Origin of the sequence: Chryseobacterium oleae, from assembly GCF_900115055.1 — a bacterium.
In the GTDB taxonomy this organism is placed as follows: Bacteria; Bacteroidota; Bacteroidia; order Flavobacteriales; family Weeksellaceae; genus Chryseobacterium; species Chryseobacterium oleae.
Window position 1 is genome coordinate 498,319 of sequence record NZ_FOVD01000002.1, and the last position, 23,404, is coordinate 521,722.

General features: G+C 38.5%; 15 protein-coding genes. 6 read left to right on the forward strand and 9 right to left on the reverse strand.

What is annotated here, in order from left to right; all coding sequences use genetic code 11:
- Position 1 precedes the first annotated feature (1 nt).
- From BM143_RS09395 to BM143_RS09405, 3 genes are all read right to left on the reverse strand, one after another.
- A complete protein-coding gene (locus tag BM143_RS09395) occupies positions 2 to 2,749 on the reverse strand; it encodes a SusC/RagA family TonB-linked outer membrane protein (RefSeq protein WP_090024240.1) in 2,748 nt (915 codons plus the stop codon).
- A gap of 324 nt (positions 2,750 to 3,073) precedes the next feature.
- The gene (locus tag BM143_RS09400) at positions 3,074 to 3,784 is read right to left on the reverse strand and encodes a ZIP family metal transporter (RefSeq protein ID WP_228430743.1); all 711 of its coding nucleotides are present in this window, start codon (positions 3,782 to 3,784) and stop codon (positions 3,074 to 3,076) included.
- Positions 3,781 to 4,509, reverse strand: coding sequence for a class I SAM-dependent DNA methyltransferase (locus BM143_RS09405; RefSeq protein WP_090024241.1), 729 nt, complete (start codon positions 4,507 to 4,509; stop codon positions 3,781 to 3,783). Before BM143_RS09405 ends, BM143_RS09400 begins: the two co-directional genes overlap by 4 nt.
- Positions 4,510 to 4,644: 135 nt before the next feature.
- On the opposite strand from BM143_RS09405, the gene BM143_RS09410 reads away from it, so the two are divergent.
- Positions 4,645 to 5,808: a THUMP domain-containing class I SAM-dependent RNA methyltransferase gene (locus BM143_RS09410; protein ID WP_090024242.1), complete on the forward strand. Its 1,164-nt coding sequence runs from the start codon at positions 4,645 to 4,647 to the stop codon at positions 5,806 to 5,808.
- Positions 5,809 to 6,009: 201 nt separating this feature from the next.
- On the forward strand, positions 6,010 to 6,405 hold the full coding sequence (locus BM143_RS09415; protein ID WP_090024243.1) for a branched-chain amino acid ABC transporter substrate-binding protein: 396 nt from the start codon (positions 6,010 to 6,012) through the stop codon (positions 6,403 to 6,405).
- Positions 6,406 to 6,693: 288 nt separating this feature from the next.
- Here the strand turns inward: BM143_RS09415 and BM143_RS09420 are convergent, their stop codons facing one another.
- Positions 6,694 to 7,617: a hypothetical protein gene (locus BM143_RS09420; RefSeq protein ID WP_090024244.1), complete on the reverse strand. Its 924-nt coding sequence runs from the start codon at positions 7,615 to 7,617 to the stop codon at positions 6,694 to 6,696.
- Positions 7,618 to 8,051: 434 nt separating this feature from the next.
- On the opposite strand from BM143_RS09420, the gene BM143_RS09425 reads away from it, so the two are divergent.
- On the forward strand, positions 8,052 to 9,014 hold the full coding sequence (locus BM143_RS09425) for an endo-beta-N-acetylglucosaminidase H (RefSeq protein ID WP_090024245.1): 963 nt from the start codon (positions 8,052 to 8,054) through the stop codon (positions 9,012 to 9,014).
- A 138-nt stretch (positions 9,015 to 9,152) separates the two neighbouring features.
- Here the strand turns inward: BM143_RS09425 and BM143_RS09430 are convergent, their stop codons facing one another.
- Positions 9,153 to 9,959: a helix-turn-helix domain-containing protein gene (locus BM143_RS09430; protein WP_090024246.1), complete on the reverse strand. Its 807-nt coding sequence runs from the start codon at positions 9,957 to 9,959 to the stop codon at positions 9,153 to 9,155.
- 39 nt (positions 9,960 to 9,998) lie between these two features.
- A complete protein-coding gene (locus BM143_RS09435) occupies positions 9,999 to 11,012 on the reverse strand; it encodes an SDR family NAD(P)-dependent oxidoreductase (protein ID WP_090024247.1) in 1,014 nt (337 codons plus the stop codon).
- A 189-nt stretch (positions 11,013 to 11,201) separates the two neighbouring features.
- Here BM143_RS09435 and BM143_RS09440 point away from each other — a divergent pair, with 189 nt between their 5' ends.
- The gene (locus tag BM143_RS09440) at positions 11,202 to 12,206 is read left to right on the forward strand and encodes a glycosyltransferase family 2 protein (protein WP_090024248.1); all 1,005 of its coding nucleotides are present in this window, start codon (positions 11,202 to 11,204) and stop codon (positions 12,204 to 12,206) included.
- Positions 12,207 to 12,776: 570 nt separating this feature from the next.
- Here the strand turns inward: BM143_RS09440 and BM143_RS09445 are convergent.
- Positions 12,777 to 14,003 (reverse strand): aminotransferase class I/II-fold pyridoxal phosphate-dependent enzyme, encoded by a 1,227-nt coding sequence (locus BM143_RS09445; RefSeq protein WP_034726484.1) that lies wholly within the window; start codon positions 14,001 to 14,003, stop codon positions 12,777 to 12,779.
- Positions 14,004 to 14,162: 159 nt separating this feature from the next.
- Here BM143_RS09445 and BM143_RS09450 point away from each other — a divergent pair, with 159 nt between their 5' ends.
- On the forward strand, positions 14,163 to 14,621 hold the full coding sequence (locus BM143_RS09450; RefSeq protein WP_090024249.1) for an Lrp/AsnC family transcriptional regulator: 459 nt from the start codon (positions 14,163 to 14,165) through the stop codon (positions 14,619 to 14,621).
- A 119-nt stretch (positions 14,622 to 14,740) separates the two neighbouring features.
- Here BM143_RS09450 and BM143_RS09455 read toward each other — a convergent pair whose 3' ends face one another.
- On the reverse strand, positions 14,741 to 15,766 hold the full coding sequence (locus tag BM143_RS09455) for a bestrophin family protein (RefSeq protein WP_090024250.1): 1,026 nt from the start codon (positions 15,764 to 15,766) through the stop codon (positions 14,741 to 14,743).
- A gap of 129 nt (positions 15,767 to 15,895) precedes the next feature.
- Positions 15,896 to 17,968 (reverse strand): alpha-ketoacid dehydrogenase subunit alpha/beta, encoded by a 2,073-nt coding sequence (locus BM143_RS09460; protein ID WP_090024251.1) that lies wholly within the window; start codon positions 17,966 to 17,968, stop codon positions 15,896 to 15,898.
- A 531-nt stretch (positions 17,969 to 18,499) separates the two neighbouring features.
- On the opposite strand from BM143_RS09460, the gene dnaE reads away from it, so the two are divergent.
- Complete coding sequence (gene dnaE / locus BM143_RS09465; RefSeq protein ID WP_090024252.1) at positions 18,500 to 23,167, forward strand: DNA polymerase III subunit alpha; 4,668 nt, start codon at positions 18,500 to 18,502, stop codon at positions 23,165 to 23,167.
- Positions 23,168 to 23,404: the final 237 nt, after the last annotated feature.

Consider the following 23,404-nt stretch of genomic DNA (forward strand, 5'->3'; position numbering starts at 1 on the left):
TTTAAAAAGAGAAATTGAATCCTACTGAGAATCGTCTTGGATTGGGATAAATGGCTCCGGCTGTTCCGGAATAAGATGGGGCGACGGAAGAATCGGCTGCTCCTACCTCAGGATCAGTCCCTGAGAATTTGGTGATGGTAAATAAATTTTCGCCCATAATGAAGATTCCTGCAGACCTGATTTTTAGTTTTTCTGTTAAAGATTCCGGGAAATTATATCCCAGCCTTATGGATCTCAGCTTAATATAGCTTGCGTCTTCCAAATATCGGGATGAAGGTTTATTGGTTAAATTATTGTTATTAAAAATAGCTGCAGGATGCGTGGCTATATCTCCTGGTTTTTCCCATCTGGTCCAGTTGTCTTGTAATACCATCTGATTGTAGTAAGGGTATGCGCCGTCCGAATCAAATAATTCTCTGTAGCTATTATAGATTTGTCCGCCCTGTGAGAAATAAAAATTGGCATTGAAATAGAAATTTTTAATACTCAGATTGGTATTTACGGCTCCATAATAATCCGGAGTAGAAGAGCCTACAACCTGTACCGTTGCCTGATTGTAGTTTGAGGTTGTCCTGGTAGTTCCGTCTGCGTTGATCACTTCCCACTGACCCAGACCATTGGAGGGATCAACTCCCAGCCATTTTCTCATATAGAAAGAGTTGACATCATACCCGGGTATCGCAACATGATTGTTAGCCAATACCTGTGTGCTATTATTCTTCGTTGAAAGAATTTTGTTTTTATAGGTGCTGATATTGAAGCCCAAATCCCAGCTTATATTTCTGGATTTAATGACCATATAATTTAGACTGAACTCCCAGCCTTTATTCTGTACATCTCCTATGTTTACATACTGCCTGTCCACACCGGTTAACGAAGGGAGAGGGATTCTGATTAGTAAATTTTTAGTTTTGTTGCTGAAATAATCGATATTTAGTCCTAATCTGTTATTGAATAATTTTAGATCAGTCCCTATGTTGTTCTGATAAATAGACTCCCATGTCAGGTTAGAATTTCCTAGCTGGCTCCAAGTTGCGCCAATCTGCCCGTTATAGACCTGAGTCAGCTCATACATATCCTGCCATCCGTAATTAGGACCAGGTGTATTTCCTACCAGACCACGGCTGCCTCTTAGTTTCCATTCATTAACAGGTTTTACGACGAAGAATTTTTCTTTATGAATATTCCATCCTGCGCTATAAGAATAAAACAATCCGTTGCGCTGGTTTGCCCCAAATGCAGATGAAGATTCACTTCTGAAAGATCCCTGGACAAAATATTTTTTGTCAAAAATGTATTCAGTGTTAAAAAGAAAAGCATTATATGCCCTGTCGGATTTCAATCCTCCTGGCTTGCTTCCTGTTGTGGCTCCTGTATTAAAGATGGTAGTCCCCGGGACTATACCATATACGCCGGCGCTGGACGATTTAAAATACCGATCGCTATACTCGTATGCTGCAAGTGCATTAACATTGTGATTTCCAAAATCCTTGTCAAATCTAAACATCTGATTAAAAAACTTGCTGATATTTTTTACATAAGACTCTATTAATTCCCCTTTATTACTAAACCCGGAAATAGATCTGGGATCGTTATAATACATATCATCATAGTTTCTGTAAGTGATGCTGTTGGTGGTAATGAATTTAAAATAATCTGAAAACTTTATTTCTGCATCAAGATTTCCAAGAAGGTCCATCTGGTTGCTTTTTCCATAATTCCATTGAAGGTCATACAGATAATTGCTGAAGTCCCTTCCGTACCATGTTCCGGTGTAAAATTCATCCAATCGTACCAGATTTCCATTGGCATCTCTCGGGTTGTCCCACGGCATATTGAGATACATTTGGTATAGTGATTCCTGCTTGTCTTTTCCTGTAGTATAGGATAAACTTACTTTAGGCTTGAGAATAAGCCATGGCTTTATCGTTTGCTCGTGATTAATTCTAAAAGATAATCTGTTGAAATCATATCCCTTCACACTTCCGCTTTCATTATAATAATTTCCTGAAATAAAAGTTTTCGAATGCGGTGAGCCTCCGCTGAAATCAATTGTGTAGTTTTGGGCAATACCGGTTTGTGTACCATTTTTAAGCCAGTTGTAATCATTGTTTCTAAGGTTTTCAGGAATTGATGGAGCTCCTTTCATAGAGGTGAAATAATCATACAGCTGTGTGGCGTTCATAAGCTTGAAACGTCCATTGGTGAAATTATTAAAAGAAGTATTCGTTGAAACGTTAAGTGTACTTTTTCCTGAACTTCCCGCTTTTGTGAAGACCTGTACAATGCCATTAGCGCCTCTTGATCCATATAAGGCTGTAGAAGTAGCGTCTTTTAGGATGTTGATGCTTTCAATTTGGCTAGGATCCAGATTGGGAGTTCCGTTCATTACAACACCATCTACCACCCAAAGTGCTTCACTGGGACCGTTTATGGTAGAGTTTCCTCTGATTTTTACCGTAGGAGATGAGCCGGGAGCACCACCGCCAAGCATTACCTGAACACCTGAAGCTTTACCTTGCAGTAAGTTGGCTACAGTAGGAGTATTGGAATCCTTTAATTTTTTTTCTGATATCACAGAAACCGCAGCAGTAAGACTGGAGCGTTTTTGTGTTTTGTATCCTATCATCACAACATCTTCAATTTCTTTGATCTGTAAAGAATCCTTTTCTTTGGTGTTCTGGGCGGATAGCACTCCTGATATGAGGAAGAATAAGACTGCTTTTGAAAGGGTTTGGTTTTTTTTCATATATGCGTGATTACTTGAATAACGAATATATAAAAAAACTAAAAACAGAATGGTATTATTTTGTTAAAAATAGTTAAATCATTGAATTTAATATTTTTTTAAGTGAAATAAATTAAATAAAAATCAACAAAAAATTTATATTTTTAAATGTTTCTTAGAATTATCTATTTGATTTTCTTTTAATTAGTGCATTTGATTAATATCCTTGAATTGAAATAAGTAAGATATCTAATTCTTGCCATCTATCAAAAGGAAGGAAAGGTTTGAGAATAGATTTTCAATATCTGTGATTGTATTGGTCACAGATACTTTATAATGATATGATCATGGATGGCTGTGGAAAAGATGCATGATCAGGGCTAAAGAAACCCCCAGAATCACAAGTCCTATCTTTATCCAGTCGATATTGTGATTTTTATTGCTCTCAAAAATAATCACAGAGGAGATATGCAGGAAAATTCCACCTACGATAGCCAGAAAATAAGGCTGAAGATCAGGGTTGAAATAATTTCCAAGCAGCATTCCCATCGGAGAAGCAAGGGCAAAAAGGGCAACGATCAGAATAGAAGGATACGGTGAACTTTTGGACTCATTTTTTCGGTTAAACAGAAAAGCTCCGAGAATAAATGAGATCGGAAGATTGTGAAACACAATTCCCAGCAGATAAGGTGACAGCTGTTGTTTTTCATTAGCCAGGGGAATTCCCTCAATAAAAGCATGAATAAACAGGCCAACCATCAGTGCCATCGGAAGGATATTGTTTTCACTGTGATGGTGAAAATGCCCATGCTCGAAACCTTTCGTTAAAGCTTCAAGAATCATCTGAAGCAAAACCCCGGCGATCACGAAAATTCCCAGACTGCTTCCGATTTTGGAAGTGTAAACCTGTGGAAAAACCTCATTCAGACAGATGGTGATCAGAAATCCGGCACTCAGAACCAGCAGATTTTTAGCCAGCTTTTCTTTTTTTCCGAAATGCTTGCCGAGAAAAACTCCCGTAATGACGCTTAAGATCAGTAAAACGACGGTTATCATGCTTTTTTCTTAAATAAATTGATACAGCGTGTAGAAACTTCACGGTCAAATTCATTCAGCTGATAATCGCCCCAGATCTTAACTCTTTCAAAACCGCAGTCTGTTGCATATGAATTAATGGCTTCCAAAGTATGAAGTTTTACTTTTTCAAAGAAGTGAAAAGATTTTCCGTCCGCTTCAAAACGGATGTCCTTGATGATATGTCTTCCCTCGATCTTTTTCAGGATCTTAAAATCAATATCACCACGGGTTATGGTAGTCTCAGGGACTATTTTTGTTCTCACGTACTCTTCATTCAGATAATCCAGAACAAAATATCCTCCCGGCTTTAAAACATTATAAACTGACTGGAACACTTTTTTGTCATCACTTTCATTGTCAAAGTACCCGAAACTGGTAAACAAATTGAAGACTGCATCCATCGGATCCGCATCAATAGGGTTTCGCATATCATGAACATTGAACAAAAGCGTCTGGGTTTCAAACTGTTTATCGAATTCGATGCTCTGTCTGGAAAGATCTAATCCCAGTACGTCATATCCTAATTTATTCAAAAAAACAGAGTGTCTACCTTTTCCGCAGGCCAGATCAATAATCTTGGATGAAGGCGGTAACTGAAGGTCTTCAGTGAGTTTTGTAATGAAATTTTCGGCTTCCGTATAGTCTCTGTTACTATAAAGAAGATGATAATAAGGTGTATCAAACCAAGATTCAAACCATTCCATAATGCAAAAATAACTAAATTTGTGCGGTTAAAAGCAAAGTATTTAAATATTGAAAGATCGAAAGATTCAATTAAGAGCAAAATTGAACCTCTAATCTTTTAATTATTAAATCATTAAATCTTTTAATTATAATTTATGGACACAGAAAATCTAAAGATTCAGATAAAGACATTCTTCGGACTGGAGCAGGTCCTTGCTGAAGAGATCAAAAAATTAGGCGGGAAAAACGTAGAAATTAAAAACCGGGCGGTCAATTGTGAAGGTGACCTCGGATTTCTTTATAAAATTAACTACTCTGCAAGAACAGCATTAAAAATATTAATTCCTGTTTTTGAATTTAAAGCATTTAATCAACACCAGTTTTACAGTAAACTCTCTGCTATTGCATGGGAAGATTATATGCGTATAGACCAGTCTTTCGCGATTGATTCTACCGTGAACTCTGAAACCTTCAAACATTCACAGTTTGTAACGTTGAAAATGAAGGATGCGATCGTGGATTATTTCCAGGAAAAATTCAACAGACGCCCTGATGTAGAGACAAGAAGCCCTGATATCAAGTTTCACCTGCATATTGACAGAGAATTGGTAACGATTTCTCTGGACTCTTCAGGAGATCCTCTGTTTAAAAGAGGGTACAGAAAAGAGCAGGGTGAGGCACCTATTAATGAAGTTTTGGCAAGCGGAATGCTTCAGCTGGCAGGTTGGGACGGAAAAGGAAACTTTTTGGATCCAATGTGTGGTTCAGGAACTCTTCTTGTGGAAGCAGCAATGATTGCAATGGATCTTCCAGCACAGATCTTTAGAAGAAGATTTGCTTTCCAGAACTGGGCTAACTATGATGCTGATCTTTTTGCAAAAATCAAAGAAGTCAGAGTAAACAGAGTAAGAGAATTTACCGGGAAGATTGTGGGGTATGATATTGATGGAAGAATGCTGAATGCAGCCAGAACAAATATCGAAGCAGCCGAGATGGAAGATGTTATCCAGGTGAAAACACAGGATTTCTTTGAATCCAAAAAAGAACTGTTCCCATTACTGATGGTGTTCAACCCACCTTATGACGAGAGAATCTCTATTAATGATGATGATTTCTACAAAAAGATCGGAGATACCTTCAAAACAAGTTATCCGAATACATTAGCCTGGCTGATCTCCTCTGATCTGGAGGCTGTGAAGAAAATCGGCCTTCGTCCTTCAAGAAAAATCAAACTTTTCAACGGAAAGCTGGAAACCAGATTCCTGCAATATGAAATGTATGAGGGAACGAAAAAACTCCATAAACTGGAAAAAGAATAATCAAATTTTACATAGAACCTTCCTTAGCCGGAAGGTTTTTTTAATTTAAACACTATTAGAATGTCGAAGGTATTTAAGGACTTACAGAAAAGCTGAAACCCAGTAGTAACTTCCATCCTCCTTCTTCCAGCTTCCTTTCTTAAAGTAATCAGGTATTTTTCCAAAAGATTTTTTATTTTTGCTTAAACTCAAATTTTAAATATGGCGTGGGATCTTCTTGAAACTTTAGGAAATGTACTGGATGTTGCCAGTAGTTCTTCATCTTCTGCAAGACTGAATTATAATAGTAAGACTTCTAAAAAGAAAAAATCAAAGTATTTCACCGAAAAAGTAAGTGCAGGTTTAATAGCCGTGGCTGGCGTTTTACTTTTTTTTGTGTTTAAGGATCCGTTACCGGCAGAAAATTACACTCAGACTTTAATAGTGGCTTCACTTATAGGAACTGCCATTTCGGGTGTCCTGTTTTTTCTTTTGAATCTAATGGAGCTTTATTATTTTAAAAGCTTTTTTAAATTGTTACTTTTCAGTGGCTCGGTGATCTTGTTCTTTATTGCTCTCGTACTTTGTGTTTATTTCAAATCGGGAGTGTTTATTTAAAGACAGAATTAATAAGGATCGTTTTGCGTGAAATATTTTCCCGTAGATTCCGGAGATTGCACAGATTTTCTATGTGAAAATTTATATAATTTACCCTTATAGAAATCGCTTCATCAAAATCAACAAAGTTGATTTCCTCTTTGCCTCCTCAAATCTGAAGCAATAATAATTTCTTTGCGTTAAATATTTTCTCGCAGATTCTGCAGATCACTCAGATTTGTATTTGTATTAAATAAAAAAGCTCCCTGCTAAGGAGCTTAATTTTAATCTGTACTGTTATTCTAATAATTATAATGTCGTTTTTGTAAACATCTGTATAGACATATATCCACGTCCCCAGTTGAAGTTGGGATCTACCGTAGACCACATATTGAATCTGATTGTTGCTGTATCAGCAGTTGGCTCCACATAACCATTCAGGGCATAAGTGACATTCACTGGTGAAGCAGTATTGTTGACGACTGTATCTCCTACTGTAGCATTCACAGAAGCCATTCTTGAACTGGCACCCGAAGAAACCGCCGGAACAGTATATTTTCTGGAACCTGCCGGAAGTTCAGCTCCGTTCTTCAAAAACCGGACTCCATAATAGCCTCCGAAATTGGTCGCTATCGCGGTGGTTCCCATCGGAACGCTGTAAGTGGTCACCAGTTTGGCCTGCGTAAATGCCGGAATGGTAATCGTTACACTCAGACCTAAATTAACATTATTCACTGCCGTTGTGGCCGTTACGACCTGATCTACAGGTGCTGTAGCCGTCACATCAAAAACGTTATCAAGCTTCCATGCTGTTTTGTCGCGCTGTTGATACGTAATCCATTGCGGAAGGGCAGGAGTTCCGTAATTGGTATAAAACCCTTCTTCCATATTGGTCGTGACATTCGTGTTATAAACGATAAGTCCCTTCGCAGGAGATGGAATAGTAGTTCCGTCATTAGGAGCTGACAACGTGACCCGCGGAATAAGCATTCCTTTATTGGTTGCATTGATTTGGAATTTGGCCGATGCGTCTACTGTTGTGGTTCCCAAAGCTGCCGACCCTGTAGAAGTGATAATGAAGTCGTTGTCGGCCTGGGCGGCAGTAGGTGAAGCTGCGTTATCTTTATTCCCATCTACATGGAAGGCTCCGCTTGGATTGTTCGTTCCTACTCCAACCTGTGCACTCGAGAAAATGCCCAGAAGTAATGAGATGGCTGCTAAATTTGCTTTCATAGATTGTGATTTTGAGTTAGAATAATCTTTAAATTCAACGTTTGGTGATTGAATTTTAATCAAAAATACTGAAATCTATTCAATGATAAGTGTTTACTCATGTGTTTTATTTAAAATTATTTTTCTGTAAAAACAACTGATACAGCCGGAGAAATTGTCTTTCATTATATGAGTTTAAAAGTATAATGGAAAGCCCACTGAATTTTACGTGATCAATGTTTTATGTATTTGCTAAAAATTAACACATCGTTACATAAAGCTTTATATTTAAAATTTATATGATTTTTATTTATTCATAGAATTTTCTTAATCTATTTCAAATATTTAATGTTTGTTGTTTTTGGTGATAAAATAATAACATATTTTGACGATTTATTATTGAACGCCTCATCCGGTCTTGTCTACATTCGTATAAACAATAAAATATTAACAATATGAAGAAGATAAGCTTGATGTTTTTACTGATGCTATGTATCAGTACTTTCATGATTATTTCGTGTAACTCAGACCGTTCGGATGAGTCGGTAATTTCAAATGAATCTGCTGTATCAGCAAAAGGAAATACAGCGTCTAAGGTGGCTGCTTTCGGGAAAAAACCATTGTCAGTGATGTATGTTGAAGTCAATAACAATGATATCAGGGAAGTTGGCAAATATAAACTGGCAGATGGCAAACAGCTTTTTGACGTTGCTATTATTTTTGCCGCCAATATCAATTACAATACTTCCACCCAGAAAGCGTATCTGCATTTTAATGACCAGGTCACCAATGTACTTAGTAATAAAAGCACGTACATAAAACCTTTGCAGGATAAAGGAATTAAAGTGATGCTATCGATTCTTGGAAACCACCAGGGTGCAGGGTTTGCTAATTTTCCAAATCAGGCTGCGGCGAAGGCTTTTGCCCAGGAATTAGCTGATGCTGTGAATACTTATGGTTTGGATGGTATCGATTTCGATGATGAATATGCCAATTATGGAGCTAACGGAACTCCGCAGCCTAATCAGTCTTCATTTGTTTATTTAGTGACTGCTCTCAGAGAATTGCTTCCGGATAAAATTATTTCGTTTTATAATATTGGTCCTTCTGCGGATAATCTTTCTTACAATGGGGTTACCGTAGGATCTAAGGTAGATTTCGCGTGGAATCCATATTACAGCACCTATTCCGCTCCTGATATTCCGGGTCTTGACAGCGCTCATAAGGGCGCAGCAGCAGTGAATGTGAATCCCGCAACTTCTACTTTTACAGATACTTCTACTGTTACAGATTATGCACAGAGAACAAAAGATGATGGATATGGTGTTTTCCTGTATTATGATTTGGGATCTGCCAATATCGCATCCTATTTCTCGAATGCTACGAATGTACTGTACGGGCAGAATACCGTATATTAGGATTATCAGCTGAGACAGGTAATGCTTAAAGGTAGATATTAATTCAGAATATATTATTTACAGCTTAATGTAAAGGACAAATATTTCAATAATATTTGTCCTTTTTATTTTTTAACGATAACCGTTTGTTTCGTTGAATCAGTTTAAAGCAGAAGGTACGAGCCCATACTGTTTTTTGAAGGCATAAGAGAAATGCGAAAGATCCTCAAAACCGACTTCCATAAATACATCCGAAGGTCTTTTATGCTTTTCCTTTAAATGATAATAGGCCAGTTCCAGCCGTTTTTGAGTAAGCCATCGTTGAGGCGTAGTCTGGAAAACTTTCCTGAAATCCCTGTTAAAAGTCGAAAGACTTCTTCCCGTAAGATACCCGAATCTTTCCAGAGGCATATTGAACATATAATTTTTTTCCATAAAACCAATCAGATCTACTTTTCCGGGTTCTTCGAAATCGGCCAGAATAAAGTCTACGTCGGGATCAATTTCTCTGAGGATGCTAATGGCTTCTGTGATTTTCAGTGAAGCAATATGTTCCGGGAAAGTTCCTTCTACTTCAAAATAAGGGATGAGAGACGCAAGACAGCTTTTTAATAAAGGGTGACTTTGAAAACTGTAAATCTTAGCATCATAGCCTGTTGTTTTGTGCTTTAATTCAACGGCAGCATAAAAATGTTTCAGCTTTTCTGTGGTAAGATGCATGACTACAGCTTTATGAGGAAGTCCGTCCTTAGGATAATTGATGATGGTCGCGAGATGGTTTCTGGGAATCAGAAAAATATCTCCCGCTTTGAACAGATAGGTTTTGTCAGCCTGAATGATTTTGGTTTCGCCTGATATAAACCAGACCAGCATATGGTATTCAAAAACCGTTTCCGTTTTGAAGAGCTTATCGTCGTAGGTTGAAAGCTTGATGTCCGGAGTGATGTACTGTATCTGGAAATCCATCGTTTTTAGTTTATAAGTACAAATGTATTTAAAAAGGGATTAGTCTGCATCGAAAGTAAAGCCCAACATTTCTTCACTCAATGTCCATAATTTCTCTGCGTTTTCTTGGTCAATGGAATAAGGCTGCACTCCACGAATCGTTGCTGGTTCATCATATCGATGTTCTATCTGTCCTAGATCGATTTCAGCGATATCACAATTTTCACAATACACTCCGCCGATATTCTGAAGATCAGGACTTGTTGCGCACCAAACGGTTGTAGCGGCACCTTGCGGAATTGTTTTTAATTTGGCTTCCACTTCAGGCTTTATTTTTCCATCCTTGTCGTGCGTTCCCATCTGGATATAAAGGTCAATCGGTTCTTCTCGACCCAAATCGGTTCCATACACAGAACCCGGATGCAGTGAATACGCTCTGATATTGAATTTCTTTCCCCTTTCATCCAATGCAACGGAAAATAAATTACACGCCGTCTTCGACTGCCCATAACCCAAAAGCGTCTGGTATTCTCTGTGCGCGAAATTCGGATCTTCAAAATCAAATGGAGCCATCTGATGCCCGTAAGAAGAAACACTGATAACACGGGCGTTTCCTGCTTTCTTCAATGCCGGCCAAAGTCTTGCAGTCAAATGGAATTGTCCAAGGTAATTTGTGGCCAGCTGAGATTCAATACCTCTGTCATCTCTTCGAAGTGGAACCCACATAATACCTGCATTATTGATCAGAAGGTCAAGATTTCTCCCAGAAGCCAGGAATTTTTCGCTGAATGCATCGATAGAATCCGGATCCATCAGATCCATTTTTTCCAGTTCTATAGGGTCAATACCGGTAAGGTTTTTACCCGCTTTTTCAATATCTCTTGCCGGAATAATCACTGTTGCTCCAGCGGAAACCAATACTTTTGTCGTTTCAAGACCAATTCCTGCGTAGCCTCCTGTAATGATGACTGTTTTTCCGGTAAGGTCGATTCCTTTGATGATTTCCTGTGCGGTTGATGCTGCATTAAACCCTGACTGAACAGGTTGTTGTAATGGATTGATATTCTGTATCATTTTTTATTGTTTAAAGTTCTACAACAAAGGTATGCGGTAGTCATGATGATAATTTTGTTTAAAATGTCAATTTACTGTGTTGAGAATTCCAAAGCTATTTTCCACACTTTAAAAGTTAATTTCTTTGAATAAGCTGTTAAACTGTTTGTAGATTCCTCAGCGAATAAGTAATTTTGAAAAATTTTCAATTTGAGACCTACTATTTCCATTGTCGTTGCTATTTTTAACCGAAAAGACGAACTTTTTGAACTGCTTAATTCTCTGACATTTCAGACAGATAAAGAGTTTGAAGTGATCATTGTAGACGACGGTTCTCTTATTGACCTTAAGCCAACCATTCAGAATTTTGAGGAAATACTGAACATCAAATATTTCAGAAAAGACAATTCCGGTCCCGGACTCAGCAGAAACTATGGGGCGAAGAGAGCTCAGAATGACTGGCTTCTTTTTGTAGACAGCGACGTGATCGTAGAAAAAGACTATATCGAAAATATTAAAAAAGATATTGAGACTATTCCATGTGATGCGTTCGGAGGAGCGGATAAAGCGCACAAAGGTTTCAATCTGATGCAGAAAGCCATTTCCTATTCCATGACCTCAGTGTTTACAACGGGAGGAATCAGAGGAAGTAAAAAAGCAGTTTCCAGATTTCAACCGAGAAGTTTCAATATGGGCGTGAATAAAGCAGTTTTTGAAAAAGTAGGCGGTTTTTCAGAGATGAGAATCGGGGAAGATCCGGATCTGTCCATGACCCTTTGGGAAAAAGGTTTTACGACCGCATTTTTCGATGATATCGCTGTGTTTCACAAGAGAAGGGTAGATCTGGGTAAATTTTCAAAACAGGTGTATCAGTTTGGATGTGCCAGACCGATTCTTAATCAGAGGCATCCCAATTATGTAAAAATCTCTTTTGCATTTCCTACCCTGTTTATGTTAGGGTATATTTTCGGTTTTATAGAGTATTTTGTTTTAGGCAGAGGGATTATCCTGGCATTTTACGGATTGTATACTTTCCTGGTGTTATTCCATGCGATGATAGTGACGAAAAATATAAGTATTGCCGGAATGGCCGTGATTTCTACCTACATTCAAATGTTTTCCTATGGCTACGGTTTCCTGAAATCATGGGTGCTTCTGAATATTTTCAGAATGAAACCCGAAGACGCTTTCCCGAAACATTTCCATATCAAATAGATCATATTTTTTCACGCAAAGGTCTATTTTAACACTGAATACTTGAAGGCTGTAAAGAAGGAATCAATTATCCATTGATTCGATTAAGCAGACACTTTATACCGATCGCTTAATCAGTGACGGAGTCACACTCTTTGCCTTCCTCAAAACTGAACGCTCTCTAAAATAAAGCTTTGCGTGAAAAAGTATGATATCGAGCGGCCCAGGAATCTGTAGCGTAAAAAATAGATATTGTGAACGTTAAAAAAATCTTCTGTTCGAAACGCGAAACTATTGTTGAATCGAACAACCTATATTGAATTCGCGCAAGTTTAGAATTTTGAGAGAACAAAATTTTTTTAGTGGAAGATTCCAGCCTTGAAATATCATTCGTCGACTTTATGGAGACAATTTTTCGTTCTTTTGTTTGACTACGTCGAATCTGCGATTTCAAGACAAAAGGACATTGAAAAAATAAAAAATTTTGCTTAATCCCTGGATTTGTATCATATCCAAAAAATATAAATTTAAACAGGTTTTAATTAAAAAATAAAAGCTGCCAGAAATTCCGACAGCTTTTATAACAATAAATTAGGATATAAATATAGTTTCATGGTTGAGAACGCCTGTTTTTAGCATGCATTCCCGCATTTTTTCATAAGTTCTGGCAATATCATGATCCAGTCCGATGGAGAATCTGATCAATCCGTCTGAGATGCCCATTGCTTCACGCTCTTCTTCCGGAATCTCCGATGAAGTAGAACTTCCCGAGCAGGAAAATAAAGTTTTATAAAACCCTAAACTTACCGCCAGATAACCCAGATTTTCTGCCTGCATCATTTCCATCAGCTCATTGGCTTTGTCGGTAGTTCCGGCATCTAATGTAAGAAGTCCTCCGAATCCGTATTCCTCGTACATCATAGATTTCATCAGCTCATGATCCTTATGGGATTTCAGTCCCGGATAAGATACTTTCAGTCCGTCTTTTTCGAACCTTTCCGCAAGATACATTGCGTTGTGGCTGTGCTGTTTCATTCTGATATGAAGCGTTCTCAGGTTTTTAAGTATACTTGCAGATCTGAAGCTGTCCATCGTAGGTCCCAGTAGCATACAAGCTCCGTTATTAACGTTTTTCGTATCATTAATGAATTCCTGAGTTCCACAATATACACCGCCTACCGTATCACTGCTTCCGTTGATAAACTTGGTTAAACTGTGAATGACGATATCAGCACCTAACAATGTCGGTGAAACAGAAAGAGGGGAGAAGGTATTATCTACAATCAGTTTCAGATTGTGTTTTTTACAGATTTCTGAAAGTTTTCTAAGGTCTGCCACTTCAAGAAGCGGGTTGCTTACACTTTCGCAGTAGATCACTTTCGTATTGGGAGTTATAGCGTTTTCTATAGACTCAAAATTGCTGATGTCTACAAAAGTGGTATCAATATGAAATGGAGGAAGGAAATTTTTAAGAAAAGCATACGTTCCACCGTAAATGGTTCTGCTGGAAATAATATGGTCACCGCTTTTACATACCTGCATTAAAACAGAAGTAATTGCTCCCATTCCGGATGCGGTAACGTTGGCAGCTTCTGTATTCTCCATTTTAGCCAATGCCTGAGCAAGGTACAGATTCATCGGGGATGAATGTCTGGAATATAGATAACACCCTTCAGCATTGCCTTCAAAAGTATCAAACATGGTTTTTGCAGAAAGGAAGGTATAGGTAGAGCTGTCAGAAATCGATGGATTTACCCCTCCGAATTCGCCAAAATATTGCAGATCCTGGATCTCATTGGCTGCATTAAAATTTTCCATAAGCTTTAGATTTTATTTGTCCGGGTTAAATATGCTCAGTTTTCATAATTATTACAAGAGATATTTAAATATGTAGAATATAAATCTGAAATTTTTGCTTTTATTAGAAAATATGTTTATTATATTTGATTTTGTTAAACTTTATCCAAAAAATTATCTATGAACTTTGATGAAACCGATAAAAAACTGCTCCTGTTCCTTCAGCAAGACTGCAAACAGACCACCAAAGAACTGTCTTACAAGCTTGGTTTGTCTGTAACGGCTGTTTATGAACGGATAAAAAAGCTTGAAAATCTTGGCGTGATCTCGAAGTATGTCGCATTACTGGACAGGCATAAAATAGACCGTGATTTTATTGTCTTATGTCATATAAAACTGACGCAACACAAAAAAGAATTTGTGCTGCAGTTTGAAAGGGAAGTCATGAACCTGCAGGAAGTGACGGAATGCTTCCATGTAAGCGGTGATTATGATTATATCCTTAAAATAGGAGTAAAAGACATGGAGGATTACCGGAATTTTATGCTCAGCAAATTAACGGCGCTTCAGCATATAGCCAGTACCCACAGCTCTTTTATGATCTCTGAAGTGAAAAATACCACGGCGATCGTTCTGTAATTTAAACTGAGTTTTGGTTGATGGTTGGGGTCGTAATTAAGCTATTAAATGATCGTCTGAAATCTGAAATCTGACGTCTGAAATCTCAAACAAATGTCTTATCCCGAACTCAGGTAAATCTATACGAGAACTCCATTCTTTGAAGCGATAGGTTCTGGAAGATCGTCATGTTCTCCAATCATTTGAAGGACATCGATCTCAATGGTCCGGCATATGGAAAGCATCGGAATGTCAAACATCATCCCTTCAAACGGGTTTTCTGAGTAGTCACCAACGAGTTCCATCACAATGTAGATCCATCCGATAATAACACAGAAAGGAATGCTGATCAATATTCCCCAGTTTCCTAATTTGGCGAATTCGTTCACCAATCCCAAAGGAAGAAGCATAATGAAGATTACATTAAAAATAAATGCCGTGCTTGCAAACTGTCTGGGTGAAGGGAATTTCTTAATTCTTTCCGCCTGCCCCTGGTAGTCATAAAACAAATTGAGAGCCTCCTGAAGCTGCATCTGGTTGAAGTCTGTGATATCACCGAAGTTTTTTAATTCGTTCACATCCTTAGCCTGTTTTGAAATCAGATATGTAGCGAAGTTTTTATATTCCGGTTGAAGATCCAGTTCCTTTTCCGAAAGGTATTTATGGAGGAAAATAGGCGTCCTTCCATAATCAGGGAATCCGGCTTTAATCAGTCGGTGTCTTCTGATATTAATATCCCCAAAATGTCTTTTCTGAGACATATGCTCCCATTCCGTAGGCACTAATAATTGTTCACGGAAAGTATACAGCCATGCAATATGGCGGTATGCAATTTTCTTTTTGATGCTTTCGGTCTCACTGTTGCCTTCACCTGTGGTATTAAAAGCATACAGCATCGAAACGAAAGAACGGCTGGAATTCACGATTCCGCCCCATATTTTCCGGGCTTCCCACAGTCTGTCGTAAGCCTGATTGTTTTTAAAACCTACATAAAAAGCTTCTGCAGTACCAATCAGGGCTACCGGGACCCAGGGAATGATCATCCATTTCCATTTAAAAAAGTAAAAAAGGGCTGCCACTAAAGTACACCAGGCCGTAAGCCAGATTATATGTCCGCCTGCGAGATTGAGAACCTGTTTGTAATTAAAATATTTGGTGGTGATCATATTGTTTCATCAAATTGGGTGTGCATAAGCAAAAGAAATACCAAAAATAGGGAGGTCTTTTGCTTTAATAAATGTAATAAAAAAAACCTCTAAAAAAATTAGAGGTTTCGTATAATTAATATGGGATGATTAATATTTCAGCATTTCTTCAATCTTTTTGCTGAGTTTTTCAGCATTAGGAAGCATTTCTTTTTCCAGGATCAAGTTGATAGGAACGGCCGGAACATCCAGAGAACCCATAGTCTCTACAGGTGCGTCCAGATATTTGAAACAGTTTTTCGAGATACGGTGGGCAAATGCTTCAGCGAATGAATTATTAAGCTGCTCTTCGGTAAGGACGATACATTTTCCGTGAGCTTTCACTCTTTCGAATACAAGCTCTTCATCCAGAGGAATGATGGTTCTCAAATCGATTACTTCCACTTTTCCGCTGAAATTCTTCACAGCTTCTTTCGCCCAGTAAACGCCCATTCCATAAGTGACAACCAATAAAGTTCTGCCTTTTTCCGTTTCATTCTGATCAGCTTCAATGATTACTTTACCTTTTCCAAAAGGAAGGATGTAATCTTCTGCCGGCTCAATAGTTTTAGCATCTTCAGTTCCCGGAACTTTGCTCCAGTATAAACCTTTATGCTCTAACATGATTACTGGATTCGGATCGTAATAAGCTGCTTTTAATAGACCTTTGAAATCGGCTGCGTTGCTCGGGTAAGCAATCTTGATTCCTTTAATGTTAGCTAAGATGCTTTCAACACTTCCACTGTGGTAAGGTCCGCCGCCGCCGTATGCACCGATGGGTACACGAATGATATTGCTTACAGGGAATTTCCCCTGGCTTAAATAACTTGATTTTGAAATTTCAGTGATCAGCTGGTTGATTCCCGGATAGATGTAATCCGCGAACTGAACTTCTACGATAGGTTTCAGTCCTACGGCGCTCATTCCGGCAGTTGATCCGATGATATAAGCTTCCTGGATAGCCGTATTGAAGACTCTTTTGCTTCCGAATTTTTTTCCTAAAGTCACAGTCTCTCTGAAAACACCTCCGATTCTCTCGCCTACATCCTGTCCGTAAAGAAGAGCTTCAGGATGCTTCCACATCAGCTCCTGAACCGCATGAATGGCAGCATCTACCATAACGATTTTTTCACCGCCTGCAGGCTCACGTGTTCCCGTTTCCTCCGTAATTGGAGTAGGAGCGAAAACGTGTTGCATAACCGTTTCCGGTTTTGGATCTTCTGCATTTTTAGCTCTTTCAAAAGCTTCTTCAGCTTCCAAACGTGCTTTTTTAGTGATCTGCTTTAATAGATCTTCGTCAGTTCCTGATTCCAGGAGTTGTTTTCTAAGAATCTCGCCCGGATCTTTAGCTCTATGTTTTGTTAAATCTTCTTCGTCTCTATAGAATTCTCTTCTTACTCCTGAAGTATGGTGACCAATAAGTACGGTTTTAGCACAAACAACCAAAGGCTTTCTTTCGTTTCTTACAAAATCTACTGCCTTTTTCATCGCTTCAAAGCTTTCTACAAAATCAGTTCCGTCTACACGCATTCTGCTAAGACCTGTAAATCCAGCTACGAAATCGTAAGCATCACATGTTCTTGCTTCTTCTTTGGTTACGGAAATTCCCCACTCATTATCCTGTACCAGGAATATGATAGGAAGCTGGTGAAGGGCAGCAAACTGTAAAGCTTCACTTACTTCACCTTCCGTTACGGAATTGTCTCCAAGACTACAAATCACAACCGGATTGTTTTCAAAAGTCTGTAAATTGAAATCCTGAATATACTTTATCCCTTGTGCAACGCCTGTAGTAGGAATGGTCTGCATTCCTGTAGCAGAACTCTGGTGGATGATCTTCGGTTTGTTTTCATCTCTGCTTGAAGGGTGAGAATAATACGATCTTCCTCCTGAAAAAGGATCTTCAGCTTTTGCCAGCAATTGAAGCATCAGTTCATACGGCTCAAAACCGATTCCCAAAAGAATACTTTCGTCTCTGTAATAAGGAGAAATCCAGTCTTCTTTTTTTAGCTGATAAGCGGTTGCCAGCTGAATAGCTTCATGGCCTCTTGATGTACTATGAACATATTTACAGATATTTCTGTTTTCTTCATAGATATCTGCCATTGCTTTAGCCAGCATCATGTGATTGTACGCTTTTAGCAAAATATCCTGAGAAACTTTTTCGTGAAGTGTATTTTCCATAGGAAGCAAATATACACAAAAAAACAAAATACGAACAAGTGTTAGTGTTTTCTTGAGATTGTTGTGAGTAAGGGCTTGTCCCCTAATTAGTTTTTTAAACAGAGACCTTCAAAACGGTGCTGTTTTGAAGGATTTAAGCCCTAAAAAACCGCTTCCAAAAAAATTGAAAACGGCCGGGGAATTAATGAAAAGTTGATTTGTTATATTGATATGCTTTTGTATTATTATGGCGTAAGACTTGTTACTGGGTTATATTTTCAAACCAAATATAAAAGATGTTATTTCAAACTACAATGAAATATTGTTAAAATTTTAATTAAAAGTATATTTTGTTGGTAATGATTTATTTTAATTAAGTTTTATCTTGTACTATTGGTGATTTATGTTTGTTTTTAAAGTGAAATTCATTTTTCATTTATAAAGCGAATTTTGTGAAAAGTTATTCGCCATTCTGTTGTCTTTTACTGTTGAATTTTTGAAAAAATGAAGTAACTTTACATTCTCTTTTTTTTATAAAAGTTAGAAACGTATATGTATTTAATTTTTGACACAGAAACAACCGGTTTACCTAAGAATTTCAATGCTCCGCTTTCAGACTCTGATAACTGGCCAAGAATGGTTCAGATCGCGTGGCAGATCCATGATGATGAGGGTAAGTTAATTGAAAATCAGGATTATATTATAAAACCTGAAGGGTACGATATTCCCTTCAACGCCGCAAGGATTCACGGGATTACGACCAAGATCGCGAATGAAGAAGGACGTGATCTGCAGGAGATTTTGGAAGAGTTTTCCAAAGTGTTGGACAGGGTAAGAATTGTTTCCGGACACAATGTAGAGTTCGATTACAATATCGTAGGAGCAGAATTCTTCAGAAAAGATATAAAAGACAATCTTCAGGCTAAACCTAAAGCTGATACCATGATTCTGGGAACGGATTATTGTAAGCTGGGTGGCGGAAGAGGCGGACGATATAAATCTCCGAAACTGGAGGAGTTGTATGAAAAACTTTACGGTCATAAATTTGACGAAGCCCACAACGCAGCGGCCGACGTAAATGCAACAGCCAGAGTTTTCTTCGAAATGATGAGGATAGGTGTGATTTCTTCTGAAGTACTGAAAATCTCTGAAGATCAGCTTGAGTATTTCAAAAGACTTTATCCGGATCCGATAAAGCCTTTTCCTATTGTTATCAGACGGCAGGTTGCTGATTTTAACAGCAAGAAAAAACATACAGACTCCCGAAATATTGACGAAGTTGATATCGGGAAATATTTCAATTTCAACAGTCACAGTGTTTTCTCAACATTGATGGCGACTTCCAGCATTAATGACCTGATTAAAAAGGCGTCTGATGAAAACTTTCCTGCAGTAGGAATGGTAGATATCGGAAACATGATGGGGGCTTTTAAATTTGTATCAGCGGTAGAATCTACAAACTCCGACCGTTCAAAAAAGCATAAAGAATTCCTCGCTAAAAAACAGGAAGCTGAAGAAAACGGAACAGAATTTACAGAAGAAGAGCCGGTTTCAGAGCCGCTTATTCCGATTGTAGGTTGTGAGTTTTACATCTCAGACCGTTACGAACAGAAGCAGTTTACCAAAGATGATCCGGACAGAAGAACGCAGATGGTTCTTTTGGCGAAGGATTTTAACGGATATAAAAACCTGGCGAAACTGTCGAGTATTGGATTTTTAAAAGGATTCTATTTCGGCGTACCGAGGATCAGCAGAGAATTGATTGCTGAATACAAAGAAGGATTGATTGCTGTAACCTCCGGAATTTTGGGAGATATTCCCGATGCAATCCTTAATACAGGGGAGCAGAAAGGGGAAGAGCTCTTTAAATGGTGGAAGGAAACTTTCGGGGATGATTTCTATGTGCAGCTTCAGAATCATAAACTACCTGAAGAAGAGCATTTAAATGAAGTTTTGCTTTATCTGGCCGATAAATATGATACAAAAATTCTTGCCCAGAACGAAACGTTTTATACCCAAAAAGATGATGCCAATATCCAGGATATCGTAAGCTGCATCAAGGATGGTGAAAAGCTGACAACTCCGGTAGGAAAAGGCTTCGGAAAACGAAGAGGACTTACCACGGGAGAATATTATATCAAGAACAGTGATGAAATAAAAGAAGCATTTCTGGCGTATCCGGATGCTTTTGATGCATATGAAGAATTTCTTGCTAAATTCAGTCCATATACATTAAAAAGAGACGTTCTCCTTCCTAAATTTGACATTCCGGAAGAGTTCATCCATGCTGAAGATGCTGTGGATGGCGGGAAAAGAGGAGAGATGGCTTATCTGACGCATTTGACGTATGAAGGAGCAAGAAAAAGATATGTTGATACCGGAATTACAGATGAAATCAAAGAACGTCTGGACTTTGAACTTGACGTAATTGCCAATACCGGTTACCCCGGATATTTCCTTATTGTACAGGATTTCTGTAATGAAGCCCGAAACATGGGAGTTTGGGTAGGACCGGGAAGGGGTTCTGCGGCAGGTTCTGCGGTAGCGTACTGTATCGGGATTACCAACGTTGACCCTATTAAGTATGATCTCCTTTTTGAGAGATTCCTGAACCCGGAAAGGGTTTCGATGCCCGATATTGATATTGACTTTGATGATGAAGGTCGTGACAGGGTGATTAAATGGGTGATCGAAAAATACGGACAGAGTCAGGTGGCGCAGATCATTACCTACTCCGTTTTAGGAGGTAAATCTGCCATTAAAGATGCGGGAAGGGTACTGGATCTTCCGATTCCTGATACCAATAATATTGCAAAACTGATTCCGCCAAGTCCCGGAATGAACATCGCAAAAGCTTTGGCTAAATATGATAAGCTGAAGCCTGAAGATCAAATGCTGGTGGATGAAATGAGAATGGTCCTCGATAATCCTGATGATCCGCGTTTCGATGTATTGGCGAGTGCCAGGAAAATGGAAGGCTGTATCAGGAATACCGGAATCCACGCCTGTGGGGTGATTATTACTCCCGAGGATGTAAGTAACCTGGTTCCGATCACCATTGCAGCGAAAGATGCAGATATTCTGGTTTCCCAGTTTGATAACTCGGTGGCGGAAAGTGCCGGACTTCTGAAAATGGACTTCCTGGGACTTCGTACGCTGACGATCATTAAAGATGCTATGAAACTGGTAAAGCAAAGGCATAATATAGACCTTGATCCGGATGAAATTCCGCTGGATGATACAAAAACATACCAGTTGTTTAAAGAAGGTAGAACTGTCGGGATTTTCCAGTATGAAAGCCCCGGAATGCAGAAGTACATGAGAGAGCTTAAGCCTACGGTTTTTGCCGATCTCATTGCCATGAACGCCTTATACCGTCCGGGACCGATCAAATATATCCCGAACTTTATCAACAGGAAGCACGGGATTGAAGAAATTGTTTACGATTTACCGGAGACCGAAGAATATTTAAAAGAAACCTACGGGATTACCGTATACCAGGAGCAGGTAATGCTTTTATCCCAGAAGCTGGCCAACTTTACAAAAGGTGAAGCCGATACGCTGAGAAAGGCGATGGGTAAAAAGCAGATTGATGTTCTGAATAAAATGTACCCGAAATTCATTGAAGGAGGACGGAAAAACAATCTTAATGAAGAACGTTTAGAAAAAATCTGGAATGACTGGAAAGCCTTTGCAGAATATGCCTTCAACAAATCTCACTCTACATGCTATGCAATGATTGCGTATCATACTGCCTATCTGAAAGCTAATTTTCCTGCAGAATATATGGCGAGTGTGATGAGTAATAACATTAACAATACGGACTCTATCACCATGTTTATGGAGGATTGCAAGAGTATCGGGGTAGATGTTTTGGGGCCGGATGTGAATGAATCTCAATATAAATTCTCTGTAAACGAAAAAGGTCAGATCCGTTTCGGTTTGGGAGCAATCAAAGGGATTGGAGAGGGGCCGAGTGAGGCGATTACAAGAGAAAGAGCCAATGGAAGGTTTAAAAATATTTATGATTTCTTCGAGAGAATTCAGCCTTCCCAAATGAATAAAAGAGTGGCTGAAAGTTTGGTGTTGGCAGGAGCTTTCGATGAACTGGGTTCTTACCACAGAGGTCAGTATTTCGATATTGATATGGCTGGGAAAACCAATCTGGAAAGATTGATCAGATACGGACAGAGCTTCCAGGAGAGTAAAAACGAAATGGAACACTCTCTTTTTGCAGACTTTGCCGATGAGGTGCAGATCGAGCAGCCGAAACTGCCGCCTTGCCCGGAATGGCCGAATATGCATAAGCTTAATAAAGAAAAAGAGATCATTGGATTCTATCTGTCTGCGCATCCGCTGGATGAATTTAAATATCATTTTCAGTTTATGCAGGGGCAGTTATCTAAGAAGTCTGTCCTGGAAAAAGATGAAGAGGAAAAGTTGGTGACAGATGAAGTTCCTATTTTGGAAAAAGATTCTCTGGATGAAACGGTGGATCTTATTGAAGTTGTTTCTGATGAATTGTCGATAGGAGAAGAGGAAGTGATAGAAGAAGTCACGAAAAAAGCCGAACCAAAGGGGAATTTCATGTTCCTGAATCTCGATGAGGTAGATGCTTACAAAGAACAGGCTTTTGCCAATAAACAGGAAGAGCTATTTGAAGAGAAGAAGAAAGACTGGAAAACACTTCAGAAAGAAAGAGAAAACGGCGGTGGCGGAAAAGAATATACCGTAGCCGGACTTATTACTGAGTATAGAGTGCAGGATGGCTTCAGAAGCGGTGAGAAAGTCGCTTTTGTAACATTGGAAGATTATTCCGGATCCTATTCTTTCAGGCTTGGAGACAGGGATTATATGCGTTTGAAAGAAAAGCTGGAAGTTCAGCGATTTGTGATTTTTAAAATAAAATTCGCACAGGTAAAAGACGGAAGGGTTTTCGTAAATGTAAACGATGTCATAGAGCTTCAGGAAGCTTTTGAAAGGTTTGCAAAAAGCATTTCTCTGGTGATGGATGTCATGGATGTGCGTGCTGAAGATCTTGACTTCTTCAGAACTGTTCTCGACAGGAATAAAGGAAATCAGAAACTTAAATTCTATATCAAAAATATTGAGGATGATTCCCAGATAGAAGTTCAGTCTATGAAACATTCCGTAGATCTGAACGGAGATCTGATTAAGGAAATTCAGCTCCTCAATAAATATGAGTTCTATCTGAATTGATCATAGGGGATGATAAAAAATATAAAAGCGGCATTTTGTCGCTTTTTTTGTTTTTTAAATTGAAAATGAGGGCAATAGATTTGAAAAATTATTTTATGTTAACTTAATATTTTTCCTTTTTAAGTGATTTTAATTTTTGACGTAAAATATTGATAGTCAGTATTGTTTAATTTATCTTCTGATTGTGAATTTTAAGTTAAAATTAAACAAATATTTAATTTTGTTTAAAAATTTAAC